At 38.1% G+C, this 22,804-nt stretch carries 14 protein-coding genes; 6 read left to right on the top strand and 8 right to left on the bottom strand.

Annotated features, from left to right (window positions below):
* The 3 genes from K5G00_RS16730 to K5G00_RS16740 form a co-directional block, all read right to left on the bottom strand.
* Positions 1–3,035, bottom strand: a 3,035-nt coding sequence (locus tag K5G00_RS16730; RefSeq protein ID WP_238767331.1) for a right-handed parallel beta-helix repeat-containing protein, incomplete at its 3' end; no start/stop codon positions are given.
* Between the two features lie 453 nt (positions 3,036–3,488).
* Positions 3,489–7,475 carry a LamG-like jellyroll fold domain-containing protein gene (locus tag K5G00_RS16735; RefSeq protein WP_238767332.1) on the bottom strand — a complete coding sequence of 1,329 codons (3,987 nt, stop codon included), beginning with the start codon at positions 7,473–7,475 and terminating at the stop codon, positions 3,489–3,491.
* 660 nt (positions 7,476–8,135) lie between these two features.
* Positions 8,136–9,131, bottom strand: a complete 996-nt coding sequence (locus K5G00_RS16740) for a class II fructose-bisphosphate aldolase (protein ID WP_238767333.1) — start codon at positions 9,129–9,131, stop codon at positions 8,136–8,138.
* A 301-nt stretch (positions 9,132–9,432) separates the two neighbouring features.
* On the opposite strand from K5G00_RS16740, the gene fbaA reads away from it, so the two are divergent.
* Entirely contained in the window at positions 9,433–10,509 is a 1,077-nt protein-coding gene (gene fbaA, locus K5G00_RS16745) for a class II fructose-bisphosphate aldolase (protein ID WP_238767334.1), read from the top strand.
* Positions 10,510–10,706: 197 nt separating this feature from the next.
* Here fbaA and K5G00_RS16750 read toward each other — a convergent pair whose 3' ends face one another.
* The 4 genes from K5G00_RS16750 to lipA form a co-directional block, all read right to left on the bottom strand.
* Entirely contained in the window at positions 10,707–14,105 is a 3,399-nt protein-coding gene (locus K5G00_RS16750) for a family 16 glycoside hydrolase (RefSeq protein ID WP_238767335.1), read from the bottom strand.
* A gap of 35 nt (positions 14,106–14,140) precedes the next feature.
* The gene (locus K5G00_RS16755) at positions 14,141–15,412 is read right to left on the bottom strand and encodes a Gfo/Idh/MocA family oxidoreductase (RefSeq protein ID WP_158865495.1); all 1,272 of its coding nucleotides are present in this window, start codon (positions 15,410–15,412) and stop codon (positions 14,141–14,143) included.
* A gap of 245 nt (positions 15,413–15,657) precedes the next feature.
* A complete protein-coding gene (gene lipB / locus K5G00_RS16760; protein WP_238767336.1) occupies positions 15,658–16,323 on the bottom strand; it encodes a lipoyl(octanoyl) transferase LipB in 666 nt (221 codons plus the stop codon).
* A gap of 35 nt (positions 16,324–16,358) precedes the next feature.
* Positions 16,359–17,222: a lipoyl synthase gene (gene lipA, locus K5G00_RS16765; protein ID WP_238767337.1), complete on the bottom strand. Its 864-nt coding sequence runs from the start codon at positions 17,220–17,222 to the stop codon at positions 16,359–16,361.
* Positions 17,223–17,348: 126 nt separating this feature from the next.
* On the opposite strand from lipA, the gene K5G00_RS16770 reads away from it, so the two are divergent.
* The 5 genes from K5G00_RS16770 (at position 17,349) to K5G00_RS16790 (ending at position 22,371) form a co-directional block, all read left to right on the top strand.
* Entirely contained in the window at positions 17,349–19,250 is a 1,902-nt protein-coding gene (locus K5G00_RS16770) for a tetratricopeptide repeat protein (RefSeq protein ID WP_238767338.1), read from the top strand.
* A complete protein-coding gene (locus tag K5G00_RS16775) occupies positions 19,237–20,130 on the top strand; it encodes a DMT family transporter (protein ID WP_238767339.1) in 894 nt (297 codons plus the stop codon). Before K5G00_RS16770 ends, K5G00_RS16775 begins: the two co-directional genes overlap by 14 nt.
* Entirely contained in the window at positions 20,127–20,681 is a 555-nt protein-coding gene (gene ruvC / locus K5G00_RS16780) for a crossover junction endodeoxyribonuclease RuvC (RefSeq protein WP_217447751.1), read from the top strand. The genes K5G00_RS16775 and ruvC overlap by 4 nt, the downstream gene beginning before the upstream one ends.
* A 409-nt stretch (positions 20,682–21,090) precedes the next feature.
* Positions 21,091–21,669: a 30S ribosomal protein S16 gene (locus K5G00_RS16785; RefSeq protein ID WP_238767340.1), complete on the top strand. Its 579-nt coding sequence runs from the start codon at positions 21,091–21,093 to the stop codon at positions 21,667–21,669.
* 171 nt (positions 21,670–21,840) lie between these two features.
* The gene (locus K5G00_RS16790; protein WP_238767341.1) at positions 21,841–22,371 is read left to right on the top strand and encodes a ribosome maturation factor RimM; all 531 of its coding nucleotides are present in this window, start codon (positions 21,841–21,843) and stop codon (positions 22,369–22,371) included.
* Here K5G00_RS16790 and K5G00_RS16795 read toward each other — a convergent pair.
* Positions 22,339–22,779 carry an acyl-CoA thioesterase gene (locus tag K5G00_RS16795; RefSeq protein ID WP_238767342.1) on the bottom strand — a complete coding sequence of 147 codons (441 nt, stop codon included), beginning with the start codon at positions 22,777–22,779 and terminating at the stop codon, positions 22,339–22,341. The two genes, K5G00_RS16790 and K5G00_RS16795, sit on opposite strands and share 33 nt — an antisense overlap.
* Positions 22,780–22,804: the final 25 nt, after the last annotated feature.

Consider the following 22,804-nt stretch of genomic DNA (forward strand, 5'->3'; position numbering starts at 1 on the left):
CATTCGCCATCCCAGATGTCAATATTATCAACAAAGAACCATGCAGCAGAAGTGGTACCGGTTGTTTTGAATGCGATACGTTTGTATGCAGAGTTGATGTACATTGCATATGTATCATCATTTGGTCCGCCGTGCATAATAACACCCTGGTAATCTGTATATGTTGCATCGGGTTTTACCCATGCGCTAAGTGTCAGCTGGTCCTGTACCTCACAAAAGCAGTGTCCCAGGTTAATGTGGCCTTTACCTGTGAATTGCAGGCCGCCTGCATTTGCTCCATCACATCTGTTTTCTTCATTGATTATTGAGCCGTCGTTTGATCCTTTTGAGTCGATAACTGTTGCTCCCGAAGCTTCTTCAAACAGGTATTCAGAAAATGGAGAAGAATTATCTTGAAAAACAACGTTGATCAATGCAGAAATTGAATTTGATACATTTCCAGCTTCATCTTTTGTCCAGGCGAACAGTTCAAAGGAGCCGCTTGAAGTAAAAGTGTATGAATCAGGAACTGAGGCCGACCAGTTTTGGTCGTCAGCAGCTGGTGTGTTCTCGGATTCAGTAATCAGATACCCGGTAATAGCTTTATTGTCAGAAGCTTCAAATGTTAAAACCGGAATTTCCAGAGAAGAAGTTATTTCTGGTACTGAGAAAGCAGAGATAACCGGGGCTGTTAAATCATCAGAGCTTGCATTTGTTTCGTCGTTATTTACTACTGCGAAGATGTTAATTGTCACAGTTGCAGAAGCAGACAGCGGATCTGTGGCGTCATCGATAACAGTAACAAACAGTTCGATTGTCTTATCTGCAGAAGCGTATATGTCGGTATTTGCAAATATCTCTCCGGTTTTAGAATCGATATAAAATAAATTTTCGCTGTTTCCTCCTGTTATAGAGTAGTTTAGGGTTTGTTCATCCGGATCGTTTGCTACCAGTTGGCCGATAATTGTATTAGCAGCTACATGTGAGTCAATTTCAAAAAACTGGTTTTGGATTTCAGGTCTCTGATTAGTGTTAATATTTTCTGCATTTGTTCCGATAAGGATTTTTGAAGTAAAGGGCTGCAGTGTTATTGTTCCACTAATCGGATTGCCATCAACATCGAGGTATACAGAGCTTCCAAGGTTAAATGTTTTTGCCTGTTTTGTATTATTGTAAATTAACTTTTCAGTTTTCCCGTTATCGAGGGGAGTCCCGTCAAAAGTTGAATTTCCATCGTGGCCAGTGACAGATTTCCATTGAGCATATGTTTTGTACGAATAGTCCTTTGTATTTGCGAATGGCGTATCCCTGTGCTTATCAATGTATTTGTTGTTATTAATATCAACAATAGAGCTTTCATTTGAATTTAATATACCCAGAGTTGCTTTTGAAGTCGAACCGGAAGAGGCAATGTTTAGGATAATATTATTTTTGATACTGTTGTCTGATGCTCCGAATGAACCGGTAGCCCTATATCCGCTGCCGTTATCATAAACGGTATTGTTTGAAACACTAATAAACCTGTTGTTATGTAAAAATATTGCATAGTATGAAGATCTTGCTATTGTATTATTTTCAATTGTAATATGATGGATGCGGTCATCCATGTAAATGCCTGCACCTTGTTTCGTGCTTGATGTGCACCCTTCGGTATTTCCAGGTACGTTATCAATAATATTTCCACGGATTTCAGAGTATTGACATCCGGGGTCTGAAGTACTGGTGTTATAGCAATAAATACCACCGCCATCCTGTGTTGTAAGACACGTATTCTTAATATAATTGTATTCGATTACTGTATAGGGTGCAGCAAAAAAGCCAATTCCGTTGTACCCAATGTTTTCTATGTGGTTGTACCTGACTTTGCTATGTTCACCAAGAATAATTATACCTCTTTTTCCTTGTGGTGAGCCCAAACCGCCAACGCCAAAATTTTCAAAAAGGCCAATATTTTTAATTGTATTGTCTTCAAAAGTATGATAGGTACCGTAGGCTTTTATCCCATCGTGATTGGCACCGATGATAGTATTGTTTGTAAATGTCAGATTTTTTGCAGAACCGGAGCTAATTTCAACTCCAATATTGTCCGGATAACTGATTTCGCAGTTTTTAATAGTTATATAGTCACAATCCCCCATTGTTATTCCATTTCCATTGGAATGCAGGAATTCAATGTTTTCAAGGGTAATGTAATTTTTAGAATTGATAACCACAGCATTTTCGAGAACCGAAGCTCTAACAGTGTAATTTTCAGGCGAATCTCCGTTGGGGGTCCACAGATACAAATATTTACTGTTTTTGTCATAGTACCATTCACCTGCGGCATCCAGATATTTTAAGTTATTCAGTAATACAAATCCTTCTCCCGTATTTAGGCTGTAAAGCGGTGCTTGTGAGATATTGATGGTTTGTGAAGAAGAACTGGTAACGGTAGATGTAGATGTTGACCATTCTTTGTCACGGAAAACGATAACTGAACCTGAGTAATCAATTTCACCGTTGATAGCTGTTGATTTGAATTGCGTAGAACTGTTAACAGAAGATATCTTAAAATAACCGCTGTTAGGATACCTTGCCGAGCGTACAGGGTTGTCATTAATAAATACCCTATCAATACTTTGAGCACTAATGGAAGCCCTGTATATATTCCCGGAATAGACAGACCATCCGGACACGGCAGTTGAATTATAAATTTTTGGTTTTTCTCCTGTTCCGTAAGCTCCAAAAACGATTGGATTTCCTGAGCTACCAGACACATTGATTGTTAGAGTACCAACCCATTGGTCTCCACGATTGAAAAGTATTTGATCTCCGGGGCTTGGAGAAAAGCTGTTTACTTTTTCCAACGTACGCCAGGCCTGACTCGAACTAGTGCCGGAGTTGTTGTCGTTTCCGGCAGAGCTAACATAGTAAGTGGTAGCGAAACCATTACTGGCAAGGAATACCAATAAAATAGCTGACAAAACAATTTCTCTGAATGAGAGTAATTTATTTTTTAAAAATAAATCACCAATGACACCCTTGGTAAGGGTATAACCTTTCCGATTTAAAAACATAAGTAAAATATTTAAACGTCCAATTTGATTTTGTATCGGTAGCAAAAGTATCAATTAGGATTAAAACAGGGGTTGGGCAAAATGCCTATTTTACTATCGGTAAAGTGCTGAAAGTTAAACTGTATAAGTCTAACAGGTTTTGAGAGTTTGTTTCCAATAGATTAAATTGGACGAAACTTTGGTCAGTAAAATGGTGTTAACATAATATTTTTCAGAGTCGGATACCTTGGGTTATCAGGGAAAGGCGAAGAAAATTATTAGGTTAAACAAACTTTTTTCTTACCATGTGCAATAGCTGCTAAAAAAAACAACTCTACTTATTAAAGCTATATTTTAACAAGTAGAGCTGAAATCTGAATTTTTACGCAATGTGGGTTGTCAATTTTGAGCTGAATGACAAGTTTATTTATGAGACAGCTTAATATCGTGCATATAAAGATTAAAATTTAATATTTACTTTATCATTAATTTTTTTGTATTTGTTCCGTAGTTTGTTTTGGATACCACAAAGTATAATCCAGGAGTTAAATTTTCTAAATTAATTCTTGTCAATTTGTTTACAATCAATTGGCTGATCTGAACTACCCCGTTACTATCTATTATTTCCAGTAAAGCATTAGAGTCTGGAGGAAATCCATAGTCAATATTTATAAATGAACCTGTTGTCGGGTTAGGATAAATTATAAAGTCAGAAGACGGATTAATCTTTATTGAACTAAGATTCTCATTGCTTCTATAATCTTCAGTCTGCACGTTGTTGAAATTATAATCCGAATTAAAGGTTAAAGACTTATTGGATGTGTTTTCTGTTGCTGTAGAATCGTCTGTACTATTTTCAGTATACGATTCCACAGTAAGCAAAGTTGTGACAATGCTATCGCAGCCGGTTACAGAACTTAGTGTTCTTAAGTATTCACCCTCTTCTGTCCACCCCAGATAGCTTTCACCTTTTTGAATGGTAACTTCTTCAGTTATTTCATAATTGGGGTTTACAATTAATTCAGTAGTAATAATGCTATCCGTTCCCAAAAGAGTTGTTAAGATTTGTTCATAAGTTCCGGTTTCTGTCCATCCCAGATAATTATCTCCTTCGCAGATTGTTATGGATTCAATAGTGTAAGCAGACGAAGAAATTAGTGGTTGCTGAGGTTTATTAAAAAGTTCGCTTATTTGCTCAATGGTTAATGCGTAGTTATAGATTCTAACCTCGTCGATTAGTCCTTTGTATAGGAGAGTTGGCTTCTCAGTATCTCTTCCGGCTCCAATTAATAAATTGTATCCTTCTCCAGCCGAGATATTTCCTTCATTAACCGATCTTCCAATAACTATGTTATCTAAATAGATAATTTTTTCAGTGCCGTTATAAACGGCTGTGATATTATGCCATTCCCCATCCCATAGTTCATCTGTTTTATCGATAGCAAGCCATGGTTCCGAAGTCTCGGTTGTTTTAAAAGCGATTCGTTTAAATGTTTGATTAATGTATATAGCATAGGTATCAAAATCTGATCCTCCATGCATAATAATTCCCTGATAACCGAAAAATTTTGGATCTGGCTTTATCCATGCACTGAGTGTTATTTGGTCCTCGATTTTTTCGGCAAAGCATTCCCCTAAATTGATATAATTTGAACCATCAAGTTTCAATCCACTACCTATAATTCCCTCTGTTCTGGTTTCTTTATTGTAAATAGTTCCGTCATTGGGACCTTGTGAGTCATATACTAACGGACCGGACTCTTCTTCAAATAGATACTCAGAAAATGATCTGTTTAAATCTATCTCTACCTGTGTTGAATAAGAATTTGAAATATTTCCTGCCTGATCTTTTGTCCACGCGTAAAGAATCGAAGTTTCGGCTGAACTTGCAAGAAAAGTATCAGGTGCGGAGGAGAGCCATGCTGAATCAGTTGCCGATGGCTTAAGCCCCGTTTCGGTAATTAGGTATCCTGCAACTCCGTTGTCGTCGGTAGCTTCGAATGTTAAAACAGGAATAGATAAAGTGTTTATTGATTCCTGGACTGTAAAGGAAGTGATTGATGGCGGATTAACATCTAAAATCAGCCCCGTTTCATCACTTTTAGTTGCCAAAATATAAATCATTACAACTGCTGAGGCAGATAACGGATTCGTTCCATCATCCGTTGCAGTAACAATCAATTCAATGGTTTTATCTTGAGCTACAGAAATATCTTTGGTTGAGTATATCCTACCGGTTGATGATTCGATATAAAACAAATTTTCATTATTTCCTCCTTCTATTGAAAAAGTAAGGTTTTGGTTTTCGTCAGGGTCGTTGGCCAATACTTGCCCTACGACCCCCTCCGCAGGGAGCTCATCTTTTATTTCAAAAGATTGTCCATTTATTTCAGGTTCTCGGTTTGTATCAATATTTTCGATATTTGTCCCGATAAGAATTTTAGAGGTGAAAGGTTTTAAAGTAATTTTTCCTGTAACCTGATTTCCATCGGAATCCAGATAAACCGTATTTCCCAGATTTATTGTTTTTTCTTGTTTGGTGTTGTTATATATTAATTTTTCTGCTTCGCCGGCACTTAATGGTTTAGAGTCAATCGTAGAGTTCGAATCGCCTCCGCTAATTGACCTCCATTGTGAAAAAGTTTTATATGTATAGTCTTTTGTATTTGCAAAAGGTGTATCTCGGTGTTTATCGATATATTTGTTACTGTTAATTTTAACAATAGACGATTCAGAAGAATTTATTAATCCGAGAGTTGCTTTTTTCCCAGAGCCTGATGAGGAAATATTTAAAAAGGTGTTGTTCTGTATACTGTTTTGAGTTGCCCCAAATGAGCCTGTTACGCGGAAACCACTTCCGTTATCAAAGATTGTATTGTTTGAGACGGTAATATATCTGTTATTGTGAAGATATATGGCATAATAGGAAGCTCTTGCTACAGTGTTATTTTCAATAATAATGTGGTGGATACGATCATCCATATAAATACCCGCGCCTTGTTTTAAGGTTGTGGTACAGCCATCAATATTTCCGGGAACATTGTCAACAATATTTCCGCGAATCTCTGAGTATTGACAACCTGGTGCCAAAACACTTCTGTTATAGCAGTATATCCCACCTCCATCTTGTGTTGTAAGACATGTATTTTTGATATAGTTATATTCAATTTTTGTATATGGTGCATCGAAGAAACCAATTCCATTATACCCAATATTTTCAATATGGTTGTATTGTATTTGAGAGTAACCACCAATTATACTTATTCCTCTTCCTGCCATCGGGTCTCCAAGACCGCCAATGCCAAAATTCTCAAATAATCGAATATTTTTTATTGTATTATCCGAAATTGTATGATAAGTTCCATCAACTTTTAAACCATCGTGGTTTGCTCCATTAATCATGTTATTCGAAATTGTTACATGGCTTGAAGCAATGGAATTAATCGTCATCCCTCGGTTATCGGGATATAGAATATTGTTGTTGTTGATCGTAATATGTAGTGATTTGCTAACATAAACCGCATCAGTGTTTGAATGTAGTAGGTTCAGATTTTCGATATTGACATAGAATCTGCCGTCGATATAAACTGCATAATCTTTGGTCGAAGCCCGAATTGTATAATTTTCCGGAGAATCATTATTCGGTGTCCAAAGATATAGTGTCCCTGAGTTTTTATCGTAGTACCATTCTCCAGCCTCATCCAGAAATTCCAGCTTACCAACTAAAACAAAACCTTTACCTACACCTAGTCCGTATAGTGGAGCAGATGCCAGCGTAATGGTTTGAGAGGAAGAGCCGGATACATTTTTAGAGGAGATTGACCATTCTTTGTCGCGTATTACTGCCATTGCACCACCGTAATTTATCCCTCCGTTTAAATCTTTAGAAGTAAATTTGTTTGCTGCATTTACAGAACTTATGTCAAAATAACCGTTATTTGGATACCTGGCGGATCTTAGCCGGAGATTGTCGTTAATAAAAACCTGTTCGATTTTATCAGCAGAGACTTTAGCTTTATAGATGTTTCCGGAATGAATTTCCCAATTGGTCACTTTCTCCGAATTATAGATTTTAGGATTTTCTCCAGAGCCATATGCTCCATAGACGACAGGATTACCCGAAGAACCAGAGCCACCTGCTTTTAATGTGCCAACCCAGCTATTCCCTCTTTTAAAGAGAATTTGATCTCCCGGGCCGGGATAAAAGCTGTTTACTTTTTTCAGTGTTTGCCAGGCCTCGGTAGGACTGGTTCCGGAATTATTATCATTTCCGGAGTTACTGACATAGTAAACGGTTGCATAACTGCTGGCAGTAGAAACTACCAGAAAAAACAAAATCGGGAAAATATAGATAAATTTCTTTATAAGAATTAATCTCTCCCCTTTCAACATTAAAAATGTTGAGCCTAAATTTGAAAACACCATGGACATACTTAACAATATAATTACAAATAGATTCAAACTCAATAACGTTTCAAAGATAGGAAAAAGTATATTTTTCAAAATAAGTGTCAATATGATAGAGAGTTACAATATTTAAATATTTTACATAATGTTAGAATGTCGACGAAGTTTTGATAATTAGAATTTTTCTTAGAATTTATTATAATAGAGGCTTTCTTATTTAAAGTTGTATTTAACAATTGTTCTGATCCTTGGTTCTTTTTTTGGATAATTTTGTCACAAAATTTACGCAATCGATATTCTAATAAATGATAAAGGTTTATATAGAAATATTCTATAAGATTTCAGAAACAAAATGATACCTGACTTCGCAATTGAACAATAATATGTTATATTAGGGCGTATAGTATTTTTATAATTTAGAATCACTTTAAATAATAAAGAGTCGTTATTGCCCCTTTGCTATAGGTTGCTAATGTTTTGTTAACATAAGGGTAACACTAAGATAACACCGTGGCTTGCTTTCACTCAACGATTTTTTGTTCACTAATTTAAGTGACAAATACCGAATGTTAAATAATCATAATAAAAATTATAAGTTTTTAATTATTAAAGAGAGCGAACTACCAAAAATAGAAAATGTAGGTGATATTTAATAAAAAAAAGGATGACTAATTAATTAGCCATCCTTCCTAATTGTTCAATTTCTTATTTTTTTTAAGCCTGCCCTGCTGAACCTAAAACATTCTCGTTTTTGTGTTTATACAATTCTTTTAATGAGTCACGGGCAGGCCCCAGATATTTTCTTGGATCAAATTCACCTGGTTTTTCAGCCATAACTTTGCGAATAGCAGCTGTCATTGCCAAACGTCCGTCAGAATCAATATTGATTTTGCAAACAGCCGATTTTGCTGCCTTGCGCAACCATTCTTCCGGAATACCTACTGCATCTTTTAATGCTCCGCCGAATTGGTTAATAATAGCCACCTGGTCTTGTGGAACTGATGAAGAACCATGAAGAACAATTGGGAAGCCTGGAATACGTTTTTCAATTTCTTCCAGAATATCAAAACGAAGCATTGGCGGAATTAAAACTCCATCTTCATTTTTAGTGCATTGTTCTGGTGTAAATTTGTTTGCACCGTGGGAAGTGCCGATTGAAATTGCCAGCGAATCAACACCTGTTTTGGCAACAAAGTCTTCTACTTCTTCCGGACGGGTATAAGTTGATTTTTCGGCAACTACATCGTCTTCAACCCCTGCCAAAACTCCAAGCTCTCCTTCAACAGTTACACCATGTGCGTGAGCATATTCAACTACTTTTTTGGTTAATGCAACATTTTCTTCGTAGGAATGATGCGAACCATCAATCATAACAGATGAAAATCCATTGTCGATACAATCTTTACAAAGTTCGAAAGTATCGCCATGGTCGAGATGAAGAACAATCGGAATTTCATATCCCAGTTCTTTTACATATTCAACAGCACCTTTGGCCATGTTGCGCAACAAAGTTGCGTTGGCATACTTACGTGCACCTGACGAAACCTGTAAAATAACCGGCGACTTTGTATCAACGCAGGCCTGCAGAATGGCCTGCAATTGTTCTAAATTATTAAAATTGTATGCAGGAATTGCGTATCCACCTGCAACAGCTTTGGCAAATAAATCTTTACTATTTACCAGACCTAAATCTTTATAACTTACTGTCATTTTTATTTGAGTTAGATTTGATTTTTAATTTTTGGTGGGTGAAAGTAATTAAAATTCAATAATTCATTCGGATTTAAAAACCGGGAAATATAAAATTTAACTTTAATATTTTGGTTCAATAAAAAATGTCGGAAGAATAATGGTTTCCCTAATTCAGAATGAATTAATGAATTGTGAATCAGCAATATTAAATAATGAAGAATTTAATCTTCGTTAACATCGTAATTTTGCACTCCAAGAACTGAAATCGTAATTTTGTGTTGTTTTTAAGTAATCAATAATAAATTAAATATTTGAAATTATGGGAAAAATAGCTGATGCAGTTAAACCGGGTGTGGTTACCGGATCCGATTTACAGTTTATTTTTGAGGTAGCTAAGGAAAAACACTTTGCCCTTCCGGCAGTAAACGTTGTAAGTTCATCTTCAGTTAATGCTGTTATGGAAGCTGCAAAATTGGCAAAGGCTCCGGTAATGATCCAGTTCTCAAACGGAGGAGCTGTATTTAATGCAGGAAAAGGACTAAAACTGGATGGACAGGAAGCGGCGGTTTTGGGCGCTGTTGCCGGTGCAAAACACATTCATACCCTGGCCGAAGCTTATGGAGTGCATGTTGTTTTACATACCGACCACGCTGCAAAAAAATTGTTACCCTGGATTGACGGCCTGCTTGATGCCAGTGAAAAGCATTTTGCTGAAACAGGAAAGCCGTTGTTCAGCTCACATATGCTTGATCTTTCGGAAGAACCGCTGGAAGAAAATATTGAAATCAGTAAAAAGTACCTCGAAAGAATGAGTAAAATGGGTATGACCCTGGAAATTGAATTGGGTATTACCGGTGGAGAAGAGGACGGTGTTGACAATACCGGTGTTGACAGTTCAAAACTATATACACAGCCCGAAGAGGTTTGTTATGCCTATGAAGAACTAAGTAAGGTAAGTCCTAACTTTACGATTGCAGCTTCATTTGGAAACGTTCATGGAGTTTACAAACCAGGGAACGTAAAACTGACTCCGAAAATTTTAGATAACTCCCAAAAATATATTCAGGAAAAACTGGGGACGGAAGAAAAACCAGTAAATTTTGTTTTTCATGGTGGTTCTGGATCTACTCATGAAGAAATTCGGGAAGCAATTTCATATGGAGTTATAAAAATGAATATCGATACCGATACTCAGTGGGCTTACTGGAAAGGTGTTCGTGATTTTGAAGCAGCTAACCACGGTTATTTGCAGGGACAAATTGGTAACCCGGACGGAGAAGACAAACCGAATAAGAAATTTTATGATCCACGTGTTTGGATTCGCAAAGCGGAAGAAGCAATGATTGAACGCTTAAAAGTTGCTTTTGACGATTTGAACGCAATTGACAGTATTTAAGGAATTTAGATGAATATTATGAAGAACCGCTTTTTTAAAGCGGTTTTTTTATTGCAAAATTTAGAGGGATACAGTGTAATCCTGAAGATTCTTCTGATGCAGTTCCCCGGAGAATAAAAAAAGCAGAGCTTCAAAATGAAACCCTGCTTTAGTTAATCAAACTATTATTACTGAATCGATTGAGTTACTTCAAAAGTTTACTCATTCAAATCTTTTATCCGTATGTTTTTGAATTTTAATTCAGAACCGTGCCCCAAAAATCCAATGTAGCCTTTTTCACGTTTCAGCCCCGGATGTTTTTTGCCATCCAAAGTTCCGTTTTTGCTGGCTTCTTTGATGTCGCCGTCCAGAATGGTTTCGCCATTCAAAATTACTTTCACTTTTGAACCCCGAACAATTACTTCTTCAGAATTCCATTCTCCTACCGAATTCTGAAATCCTCGCTTTGCCGGGATAACACCATAAACAGAACCATGGTATTGATACTCGTGCAGGTTGGCATAAATCGCTGCCGTGTTATCCAGAATTTGCAATTCCATTCCCACATAAGCAGCGTCGCCTTCCAGAGGAGCCCGGATTCCTAGTCCGTTATTTGCTCCGGGTGTTAATTGAAAATCAAAACGGAAAATAAAATCACTGTATTCTTTTTCTGTAAAAAGATTTCCATGTCCGCCCCGTTTTGGGTTTACAATTAACTCACCATTTTTAGCATAGTAGTCAGTTTTATTGCCTTGCCAGCCATTCAGATTTTTTCCGTTAAAAAGTGAAGTAAATCCGTCAGCAATTTCGTTATTGCTTAACCCGATGTGATCGGTGTTGATTTCGCGAACATAAATATCGCGGAAAGCCAGTTCGTTTCCATGGGCCTGTAATTCAATGGTGCCGCTTTCAAAAATCGGAATACTGCGATCCCAATAATTGTCCATTCGGACGTTGTCAACAACCAGCTCGCCATTTAGATAAACCGTTACATTTTCACCGATCATTGTAATACGGAATGTGTTCCACTCGTCAATAGGATTGTCGGCTACTTTTAGCGGGTTTCGAATATTGTCGGCATTGTTGTTGTACAGTCCGCCTGAACCAACCTGGGCACCCACTTCAACACGCGATGTATCCCAGATTTGTACTTGTGGTGTTCCTCTCAGATAAATGCCGCTGTCGCCCTCTTTGGTAATTTTCCAGTCAACAATCATCTCAAAGTCTTTGTAATTTTTTGTTGAAACCAGGTTTGCTCCATGCCCGTTAAAAATAATCTGGCCATCCCGGACACTCCAGTTCTCAAACATTTTTTTATTGGCTTCTTCCTGAGCTTTGGCGCGTTCTTTTTCACTTAGTTCAGCAATTTTAATGGGATTTCCATTCAAAAGCATTCCCTGCCAACCGTCAAGATTTTTGCCGTTAAACATCGAGACAAATCCTTTTTCTTTTGGCATATCTTCAAGGTAATTCCGAATGTTAATTTTATCGTAATCACTTTCTTCACCAGAAAGAACAGATGTTACCCTATCCAAAAGATTTTTTACAAATTCTCCCGAAAAACCTTTTTCTTCCGAGCCCGGAAGTGCAATTTTCATAACAGAGCGTGCAGCTGTTTGCTGCAACTCACTTTTGTCAAGAAACTGTTCAAGATAAACCAATGCAAGGAAAGTCTTAAGATTTCCAATCGAGCTGATAACCGTTGTTTTTTCCTGTGTTGACTTTGCAAACGGCATTACTTTACGGTATTGAAGCAATTTTTGATCATCAGGGATATTGGCAGAACGCACCTGACGAATAAAACTTGCAAAAGCTTTTTCGCGGAAAGAACTGTTTGTTTGGCAAATTTCATAAAGTGTTTTTGAAGCATCATATTCTTTCCAGTTGGTTAATGCTTCAAACGCAGCTTCTTTTGTTTTTCCGTTTGAGTTATTAAAAAATCCGGCAACAGTTTCAAGTGCAACAGGGCCGCCAATTTCTGGCAGGATGGCAATAATTCTTTCTTTGTCGTCGGTTGATTTTAAGGCTCCCAGAACTTTGCCCTTTTCACTTTTTTCCTCTTCAATGCCTTGTGCAGCAGTTATAACAGCAGCCTGTACTTCACCAACTTCATTGTCATTTATCGATGAAAGTAAAAGCATAATCAGCTGATCCAGGTTTTCTGAGTTTGAAATTCTTTTTAGAGCGCTGAAAGCGGAATTTCTTACCACCTGATCTGAAGAGTTGGTAAGCGCATAAATCTCACTGAAATATTCGGAACCTGATTTTGCAGCAATCAAATCAATAAATGCAGCTTTTGTTTCGCCCGAAGTTTTGGGTATTTGCGTTGCAACAGGTACCAGATGATTTTGATCAAGTAATTGAAGTAATGCATTGTTTGCAGCAGAAACATCTTTTCCCGCTGCCAAATGGGTAATTAATACCGGAATTGCTTTTGTTTCCTGTAATTTAACCATCGCTGTAATTGATTCTTCTCTTACTTTTTGTGATGAAGAATTCAGGCTTTCTTTGATAAAATCGAGGGCAAATTTGTTTCCTTTTCTGCCCAACATATCAATAATTTCTGCTTTTATATCTTCCTGAGAATTTTTAGCTTTTTCAATCCAGGCGCGTGTACTGGCAATATCATCGGTTTTTTCCGCCAAATTTAAAGCAGAATAGCGGAAAGCCTTGTCGTTGTTATCCACTGCTCCTAGCAAAAGCGGTAATGCATCTGCACCAAAATATTTAGAATAGATTGCCAGAGCTTTTGAATAATTGTGCAATTTTTCCGCGCTTTGGTTGGCTTTGAAAATCACTTTGCAGGCTTTTTTACAAAGCTCGACCTGGTTTTTTTCTCCCAGTTTTTCAGTATAATTTAAAAAAGCTTCCGTTGCGTTGGTTGCTTCATACGTAAAGTCAACATTTTTTGCGGCGTTGTACAATGTTTTATATGAGGCAGGAGAACCGATGTTGGCAAGTGCTGCCAACGAAGCTTTTTTTAATTTCTGATTTTCGGTTTCTGCAAAATGTGCAATTGCATCAGCAGCCTGACTGTATTCTAAAACTCCAAGCGCTCTCGCCAGTGTTTCTTTTGTGGCATCTTCCTGAGCTTTCGGGAGCGCTTCAAACAATGCCCACGCTGCTTTCTCAGATCCAATTGTTACGAGCGTTTGTGTTATTGGCTCTGTCAAATCTTTTTCTGCAAGGTGTTTTTTGATGGCATCAACGGTTTTATCGTCGGCAACTAAATTCAACTGATTGAGTAAAAATGTTTTTACTTCTACGTCGTGGTGGGCATCCAAAGCTTTTAAAAGTTGGGTCTCGGTAAAAGTTTTTTCTTCTTCCTTCCCAAAGGCACTTGAATATCTTGCCAAACTGTTAATCGCAAAACGAACGGCTGTATCGTCGCCGGTACCAAGTGGAACAAGTAATTCTGAGAATTTTTGAAACCCCTCCGGTCCCAGTTCAAACATTTCGGCTATAACACGGTCGCGGTGAACCAGATCTTTTGTTGGCATTTGTGCCAGGATATCGGCAACTTTTGTATCAAGAGTCCGGTGATCTTGTGCAAAGGAAGTTAAAAAAGCCACCGTTAGCAGGAGAATGGTAAATAATTTGAAAATATTTTTTTTCATCGTTTTAATCCTTAAAATAGTTAATCTTTCATCCTTTAAATTGTCCATGGAGCACGCATGGGTTGATTGATCATTTTGTTTGCCCCCTCGTCATCAATAAACTCAAGTTGTTCAGGATCAAAATGAAGTGTTCTCCCAAGTCGTACTGCAATAATTCCCAGATTTACCATTGTTGCTGAACGGAACCCATTGGTTTCATTCAATGCAAATTTTTTGCGTGTTTTTACTGATTCCGAGAAGATAGAAATTTGTGGTTCGGGATCAGGAAGTGTTTCCAGGAATTTGTGAAGATTAGGAATGTCTGATTTAAATCCCCTGAAAATTTTTCCGTTTGGCCCTTCAATGTATGCCGCATCTTTATCCCGGTTTTCACCATCCAATATTATTTGGCAGCCATCAGCATAAGTGTAGGTAATTCTTCTCCATGAGCCTACTGCATCGTAGTGTTGTTGTGGAGCGTCCACTTCAATTTTTACCGGACTGGTATCATCTTTTCCCAACAAATATTGAACCGGGTCGAGATAATGTTGCCCCATGTCACCTAATCCGCCACCATCATAATCCCAGTATCCGCGAAATTTCGCGTGCACACGGTTTGGATTGTAAGGTTTATATGGAGCCGGCCCCAGCCAAAAATCGTAATCGAGGTTTTCCGGTACCGGCATAGGTTTTAAATTGTGTTCCCCGCTCCAGTAAAATTTCCAGTCGTAGCCGGTAATTCCGCTCACGGTAACTTTTAACGGCCATCCCAGAATTCCGCTGTCAATAATTTTTTTAAGTGGTTTTACATCTGTTCCCAGTCCGTAAAAAGTATCTTTAAAACGAAACCAGGTGTTTAGTCGAAACATTCTTCCATGAGCATTTACGGCTTCCACCACTTTTTTACCTTCTCCGATGGTTCGGGTCATTGGTTTTTCACACCAAATATCTTTTCCGGCTTTTGCTGCTTCAACAGCCATTAGCCCATGCCAGTGCGGAGGAGTGGCAATGTGCACAATATCAACTTCCGGTAAATGGCAAACTTCCCTGAAATCGTGAAATTTTTTTACATCGTAATCAATTTTACTTTGTGCCAGTGCCAAATGTTCAGTGTCAACATCGCAAATAGCAACAACGCGGGTTCCCTCGTATGGGATGTGGCCGCGTCCCATCCCTCCAACTCCGATAATGGCTTTTGTGAGTTGATCGGAAGGTGGAATAAAACCATTGCCTCCCAGAACATGACGCGGAACAACGGTAAAACCGGCTCCTGCAACCAATGCACTTTTCAAAAACCGTCTTCTTGATGTTTGATTTATTTTGCTCATTTTGGTGATATTTATTTAATTATTTGAACAGTAAGAATTCGGATCAATATTTAAAAATAATTCCAAAGATAAAATTAACTTATTAAAAAAATATAAAACTTTAATGTGAAATTGATGTGGAGACGCACATTTCTCTCAACCTGAAGAAAGATACATGGAACTTATAAGCAGATCAAGGGCTACTCTATGTGACGTAGTTCATTTTAAAAACTATTGTCGGGAATTTGAAATGCCGGATGAGAGATTTAATAGATAGAATTAAACTTTTCTTTCAGGATCGACTTAACCTCTTCCAAATCAATTTTTCTTCCCAGTTCCTGTTGGATGGAAGTAACACCAAAAGTTAGTCCACAGGGATTGATGTAAGTAAAGTAACGCATATCGGTGTTCACATTTAATGCAAAACCATGCATCGTGACGTAGCGGCTCACGCGCACGCCGATGGCACAGATTTTTCGGGAACGGACTTTATGGTTAAAATCGAGCCAAACACCAGTAGCACCTTCTTTCCTGCCGCCCTCCAAGCCATATTCGGCAATGGCGGCGATGATAGCATCTTCCATTTTTTCGATGTACTCGCGCACACCAATTTTGTAGTGTTCCAAATCGATGATGGGGTAGCCCACAATCTGTCCCGGGCCGTGGTAGGTAATGTCACCTCCACGGTTGATTTTATAGTAAACGGCTTTAATTTTTTTCAGGAAATCGGCATTGGCCAGCAAATTTGTTTCATCTCCACTTTTTCCCAAGGTGTAAACATGCGGGTGTTCAACCAAAATAAACTGGTTTTTTGCTGTTGGTTTGCCGCTTGCCCGTTTTTCAGCAACCACATCAGCCAGTATTTTTTCCTGATAATCCCAACATTCTTTGTAGTCTTTTAGACCTAAATCGTTGTAATTAAAATTTGTCACTTGTTACTCAATGCTAATTGCTTTATACTCTTTTTTTATGCATTCACATGTTCTTCCGCCCGGTATGAACTTCTTACCAGCGGAGAGCTTTCTACAAATTTAAATCCTTTTTGCCTGCCTATTTTGGCGTATTCATAAAACTGCTCAGGAGTAATATATTCAACCACCGGCATATGTTTTGAAGTTGGTGCCAGATACTGCCCGATAGTCATTACTTTGCAGCCTGCTTCCAACAAGTCGTCCATCGTTTGCAGGATTTCTTCATGGGTTTCTCCCAATCCGAGCATGATTCCTGATTTGGCAATTTTATAGTTTTGTGCAACATATTTTACTACATCGAGGCTGCGGCGGTATTTTGAAGCAAACCGAATAAAAGGTGTCAAGCGTTCTACCGTTTCCAGATTGTGCGAGATCACTTCCGGGCCTGCTTCAATAACCTGTTGAATCAAATCTTCCTTTCCTCTGAAATCAGGAATCAAAACTTCGATTTTAGTATCCGGGTTTACACGTTTAACTTCCCGAATGGTACGGGCCCAAATTTCAGCTCCCTGATCATCCAAATCATCCCTGTCAACAGAAGTTATTACACAATGCTTTACGCCCATAATCCGAACCGATTCTGCCAGCTTCCCGGGCTCTTCTAAATCAGGAGCCAGTGGACGGCCACTTTTAACAGCGCAAAATTTACACCGGCGCGTACAAACATCACCCAAAATCATAAATGTCGCTGTTCCACGGCTCCAGCAGTCTCCGATATTGGGGCAGTTTCCGCTTGTGCAAATGGTGTGAAGTCCGTGCTGTTCAACAAGATTTTTGACTTTCGAGTAGCTTTCTCCCTTTGGCATTTTCATCTTCATCCACTTCGGCAGTCGCTGCCTGTCTTTCAACTCGTGTGCCATATCAAAATATATTTTTTATAAAAGTAAAGTAATCTGTTTAAAAAGTAACTGTATATTGTAAAAAGTAACAGAAAGAACCGTTTATGGTTTTAAGTGTTATTTTTGTAGTGACCATTTTGAAAGATTATGAGATACATAGCCATATTATTTATATTTATTTTTACATTACAGGACGCGTTCGGCCAACAACTTCAGCAAAAGGAAAAAACCGATGCTCAACTTGCCATTACATATTATAATTCGAGAGATTATGAAAAGGCAATTCCTCTATTACTTTCGGTATATAAAAAGTCTTCGAATAATTATTATTTCAGACTTTACATTAATAGTCTGCTTCAACTCGATCGGTTTGCCGAAGCAGAGGAGAGTCTTACCAGCGAGATAAAAAAGAGCAAAAATCCCAGTCCTGAACTTGTTGTCTTCCTGGGTTATGTTCTCGATGAGCAGGGGAGGTCTGAGGAAGCAACTATTAAATACCAGGATGCTATTCGGTCAATTCCTCCAAATAAAGGAAGTTATTTGGTTACAGCAAACACCTTTTTGCAGTGGGGAAAATATGATTATACAGTTGAAACCTATTTAAAAGGGCGACAGGAAATTCAGGGGGAACAGTTTAATTACGAACTGGCAAGAGCCTATCTCTACCAGCGGAATTACGACAATATGCTCGAAGAATACCTCAATCTTTTACGTCAGGATGAAAAACAGCTGGCAAGAGTTCAAAGCAGCCTTTCTTCGGCAATGCGGCTCGATATTGATGACGGTTTGCGAAACCAGTTTCGGGGTCAGGTTTTGAAAAGAATTCAGGCAGATCCCAATGTTATAGGTTATAACCGTCTGCTGATTTGGTTTTTTCTTCAGGAAAAAAAATTTTCAAGCGCTTTACGACAATCAATAGCATTGGATAAAAGAACAGGAAAAGAAGATCCGCAAATTGCACAGTTGGGGCAATTGGCCCTAAATAACAAAAGTTACGGCGACGCTCAAAAAGCATATGAATATCTGCTCGCAAAAGGGAAGGAAAATCCTTATTATAACCGGGCATTTTCGCAACAGGTTCACGTAAATTATCTTCAATTTATAAACGGTTCAAAAGAAGATATTGAAAAAGGAAAAGAAATTGCCAGTCAATATAATAGTGTGCTGAATTATTTGGGTTACGACGTAGCATCGTTAAATATGATTCAGGAGTATGCCCATCTTTTGGCTTTTTATTTGAATGACTCAGAAAAAGCAATTGGTGTTTTGCAAAAAGGTTTGGAAATACCCAAATTAAAACCGGAACAATCAGGATTGTTAAAAACTGAAATGGCGGATATTTATGTGTATTCCGGCGATCAGTGGGAAGCAACACTGGTTTACTCTCAGGTTATTGACGCAAACAAAATGAATACTTTGGGTGATGAAGTGAAATTAAAGAAAGCAAAATTGGCCTATTACATGGGGAATTTTAGCTGGGCCAAAGCGCAGTTGGATGTGTTAAAGGCCAGTACATCGAAATTAACTGCAAACGATGCCCTTGACCTTTCGTTGTTAATTGGCAATAATTTGAATATGGACACTACTGCTGTTCCGCTAACCATGTTTGCAAAAGCAGATTTGCTTTTTTTTCAAAACAAGCCTGAAGATGCAATGGCTGTTTTGAATGGCTTACAGGAAGTTTATCCCTACAATTCTTTGGTCGACGACATTTTATTCCGGAAAGCAAAAATTGAAATAGAAAGACAGGAGTATGAGAAAGCTGCCGCTTACCTCGAACAGATAGTAACAGATTTTAGCTATGATATTCTGGCCGATGATGCTCTTTTTGAGCTTGCAGGACTGTTTAATTACCATTTGGGAGAAAAAGAAAAAGCCCGCGATTTCTATAAAAAAATGTTGTTTGATTATCCCGGAAGTGTGTTTGTTGATGAATCGAGAACAATTTACAGAGAGTTACGGGAAATATATCCGGATGAAGAAATAGATCAAAAACCCACGGAAGAAGATTTATTTATGCAACCAGTCAATCCGAATGAAATCAACTGAGAAAGCCTATTTATTTGCCGGCTTGTCCGTATTTTTTTGGTCAACGGTTGCCACATCTTTTAAACTGGCCTTACGCGGATACGATTTTATCCAGCTTATTTTTTATATCTCGGCAGTGTCTGTATTGTTTCTTTTCGTTTTTATTGTCGTTCAGGGGAAATTTAATCTCATTTTTAAACAATCACCGAAGAAGTGGTTAACGTCCATGGGTATGGGTGCATTAAATCCATTGATTTATTATTTGGTTTTATTTAAAGCTTATTCCCTTTTGCCGGCACAAATTGCGCAACCCATAAATATGGTTTGGCCCATTGTTTTGGCGCTGCTTTCGGTTCCCTTTTTAAAACAGAAAATTGGGTGGGTAAGTTTTGCCGCACTTTTTATAAGTTTTACCGGAGTAGTTTTTATTTCATCGCAGGGCGGTATTGAAGGATTCAAACAGGTTAATGTTACGGGTGTAATTCTGGCTCTGATTACTTCTGTGCTTTGGGCTATCTACTGGATCTTAAATGTTCGCGATAAACGCGATGAAGTGGTCAAGCTTTTTTTAAACTATTTTTTCGGTTTATTGTATCTTACCGTTGCCGTGGTACTTTTCTCTGATTTTGAGATGGAACTCAACCCAAGTTTTTGGGCGGCAGTTTACTCCGGAATTTTTGAAGTAGGAATCACCTATGTGTTGTGGTTAAAGGCTATGAACCTTACCACCAGCAATGCAAAAATTGGAAACCTGGTTTTTCTGGCACCCTTCATTTCACTTATTTTTATTCACTTTATTTTGAAGGAAACCATTTACATCACTACTTTTATTGGCTTGGTTTTTATTGTTGCGGGCATTTTTGTGCAGCAACTCGACAAAACAAATCAAAAATTTTCATGATTTCAGAACCGATAAAAATATTAGGAATAGACCCCGGAACCAATATCACCGGTTATGGTTTGGTTGAAATACGCAACAAAAAACCGGAGATTCTGGACATGGGAAAAATAACACCAAAAAAAGGGATGGTTCACTATGAGCGGATAAAGGTGTTACATGAAGAAGCGTTAAAACTGATGGTAGCGCTAAAGCCGGATGTGATGGCCATTGAAGCGCCTTTTTACGGGAAAGACATTCAGGCAATGCTAAAACTGGGGCGTGCGCAGGGAGTAATTATGGTTGCTGCACTGATGCACAATATTCCGATTCATGAATACGCGCCGTTGCTGGTAAAACAATCCATTACCGGAATGGGACGCGCATCCAAAGAGCAGGTGGCCTATTTTCTGCAAAAGGTGTATCATTTAAAAGAACTGCCCGACAAAATGGACATTACAGATGCCATTGCTGTTGCCATTTGTCATTTTATTCAATTGGACAGGCCACAGCAAAAAAAAGAATATAAAAATTGGAACGATTTTATTAAAAAAAATCCGGGTAGGGTGAAATAGAAAAATTAGTAAGAGGGCACATGAAAAAAATTGCAGAGTTTGTAGAGATCCTTTTAATTTCTTTTGTGATGTTTTTATTTATTCCTGAAATCTTTGGATGGATTTTTCGAGGAACTTTTAATATTACGTCGCAGGATTTAAAAAATTCTGCCTTTTTGGCTTTGGCGGTTCCTGTATTTTTATATTTCTCCAAAAAAATAAGGAATAGCGTTGCTTTTATATTGTATATAATCTTTGTGGTTTTAATTTTGTTTGAAGCGGTACATCTAATCAGGTGGTAAAAATAAGATTTAGAAATACTAAAAAGTCTCCAAATCAATAATCTGATGAAAAAAGCCAGTTAATAATTTCGTAAACAGATTTTTATACTATCTTTGCGCCACATTTTCAAAAAAATAATTTTAGAATTATGCCAGTAAAAATGAGATTAGCGCGGCACGGCCGCAAACGTTATGCTTACTACCACATTGTGGTAGCAGATAGCAGGGCGCCACGAGATGGCAGGTATATTGAAAGGATTGGCTCTTATAATCCCAACACTAATCCTGCTACGATAGATCTCGATTTTGACAAAGCTTACGACTGGCTTGTAAAAGGCGCACAACCTACCGACACCGTACGTGGAATTTTATCGTACAAAGGTGTACTCTACAAAAAACACCTGATGGGTGGAGTTAAAAAAGGAGCTTTTGATGAAGCGGAAGCTGAGAAACGTATGGAAAAATGGATGGCTGAAAAAGAAGCAAAAATTCAGGCTAAAGTCGACCGGTTGGCCGGCGATGCCGATGCAGCTGCCCAAAAACAACTCGAAGCTGAAACTAAAATCAAAGAAGAAAGAGCAGCTGCCATTGCTGCCAGAAATGCTGAATTAGCTGCTGAAACAGAGGCTGAAGTTGCCGAAGAAGAAGCAGAAGCTGCGAAAGAAGCTGCCGATGAGGCTGCTGAAACGGAAGCAACAGCTACAGATGAAGAAGCTCCAAAAGAATAGGGTGCTGAATCTGAAAAAGACAACATCTGAACATAGAAAACCACCGGTCGGAAGACCGGTGGTTTTTTTTGCTTCAGGTCTCCGTCATCCTGAACATAGGGCAGCATGTTATAATTAGACATTGAGTAATCAGAAAGATGAGTCGATAAATATTTTCCCTATTTTTACTGCATGGAAACAATACCAAAGGCAGATTGTACACAAATTGGTTTTTTTCGGAAAACACACGGTGTTCACGGAGAATTAGTTTTGGATTACGAACCTGAATATGAAACTTCGTTGGAAGAAGCCGAGCATTTTTTTGTTGAACAGGAAGGGCTTTTGGTACCCTTTTTTATTGCTGAAAATGGTTTTCGTTTTCGATCTTCAAAGTCGGCCATTATAAAATTCGATTGGGTGGATACCGAAAATTATGCCCGTCGGCTGGTTGGAGGTTCGGTCTGGCTTTTTAATCATGAGATTGTTTTGGAAGAGGCTGAAATGACAATCTCAATGTTTGTTGATTTTATTCTGAAAGATGAAAAAATAGGAAGAATAGGAAAAATCACAAGCGTCGAGGATTTCTCAGGAAACATGGTCTTGAATGTTGATTATAACGGGAGCGAGGTTTTGGTACCTTTTAATGAAGATTTTCTGGTTTCGGTTGATGAGGAGCAAAAAGTGCTGGTATTAAAGCTTCCCGACGGACTGATTGATATTTAAATCCGGCTCATAATCAATAAGCTTTTCTCTCCATTTCTGCGGAATAAATTCCGAAATTCTTTTTTTCATATCAAAACAAACCATGGTTGTTTTCCCAATTGCAACCGGCTCAGTTTGCCCGTTTTTGAAAACCTGTTGTGTCATTGTCAGGCTTTTTTCGCCAAGTGAACTCACGTGGGAAACCACCTCTATTTTATCTTCAAGAAAGGTAGACTGTAAATAATCTGTTTTTACCGAAGCAATAATCAAACCTTTGTGTGTCCAGCTAATTAAATTACCCAGAACTTCCTCAAAATATTTAATGCGGGCCAAATCGAAAAATTCCTGGTATTTAGCATTGTACACGTGTCCCATTAAATCAATATCGTTAAACCTGATTTGAACCGGTATAATATGTTCGTTTTTCATGTTTCTTTTATTTCAGCGTCAAAAG

It is taken from the genome of Maribellus maritimus (genome assembly GCF_022267315.1).
Taxonomy (GTDB): domain Bacteria; phylum Bacteroidota; class Bacteroidia; order Bacteroidales; family Prolixibacteraceae; genus Draconibacterium; species Draconibacterium maritimum.

Excerpts from the sequence above, each read along its gene's own strand:
- K5G00_RS16770 (WP_238767338.1), top strand. The coding sequence starts at position 17,349 with ATGAGATACATAGCCATATTATTTATATTTATTTTTACATTACAGGAC.
- K5G00_RS16785 (WP_238767340.1), top strand. The coding sequence starts at position 21,091 with ATGCCAGTAAAAATGAGATTAGCGCGGCACGGCCGCAAACGTTATGCT.
- K5G00_RS16795 (WP_238767342.1), bottom strand. The coding sequence starts at position 22,779 with ATGAAAAACGAACATATTATACCGGTTCAAATCAGGTTTAACGATATT.
- K5G00_RS16790 (WP_238767341.1), top strand. The coding sequence starts at position 21,841 with ATGGAAACAATACCAAAGGCAGATTGTACACAAATTGGTTTTTTTCGG.
- K5G00_RS16755 (WP_158865495.1), bottom strand. The coding sequence starts at position 15,412 with ATGAGCAAAATAAATCAAACATCAAGAAGACGGTTTTTGAAAAGTGCA.
- fbaA (WP_238767334.1), top strand. The coding sequence starts at position 9,433 with ATGGGAAAAATAGCTGATGCAGTTAAACCGGGTGTGGTTACCGGATCC.
- K5G00_RS16775 (WP_238767339.1), top strand. The coding sequence starts at position 19,237 with ATGAAATCAACTGAGAAAGCCTATTTATTTGCCGGCTTGTCCGTATTT.
- K5G00_RS16750 (WP_238767335.1), bottom strand. The coding sequence starts at position 14,105 with ATGAAAAAAAATATTTTCAAATTATTTACCATTCTCCTGCTAACGGTG.
- ruvC (WP_217447751.1), top strand. The coding sequence starts at position 20,127 with ATGATTTCAGAACCGATAAAAATATTAGGAATAGACCCCGGAACCAAT.
- K5G00_RS16740 (WP_238767333.1), bottom strand. The coding sequence starts at position 9,131 with ATGACAGTAAGTTATAAAGATTTAGGTCTGGTAAATAGTAAAGATTTA.
- lipA (WP_238767337.1), bottom strand. The coding sequence starts at position 17,222 with ATGGCACACGAGTTGAAAGACAGGCAGCGACTGCCGAAGTGGATGAAG.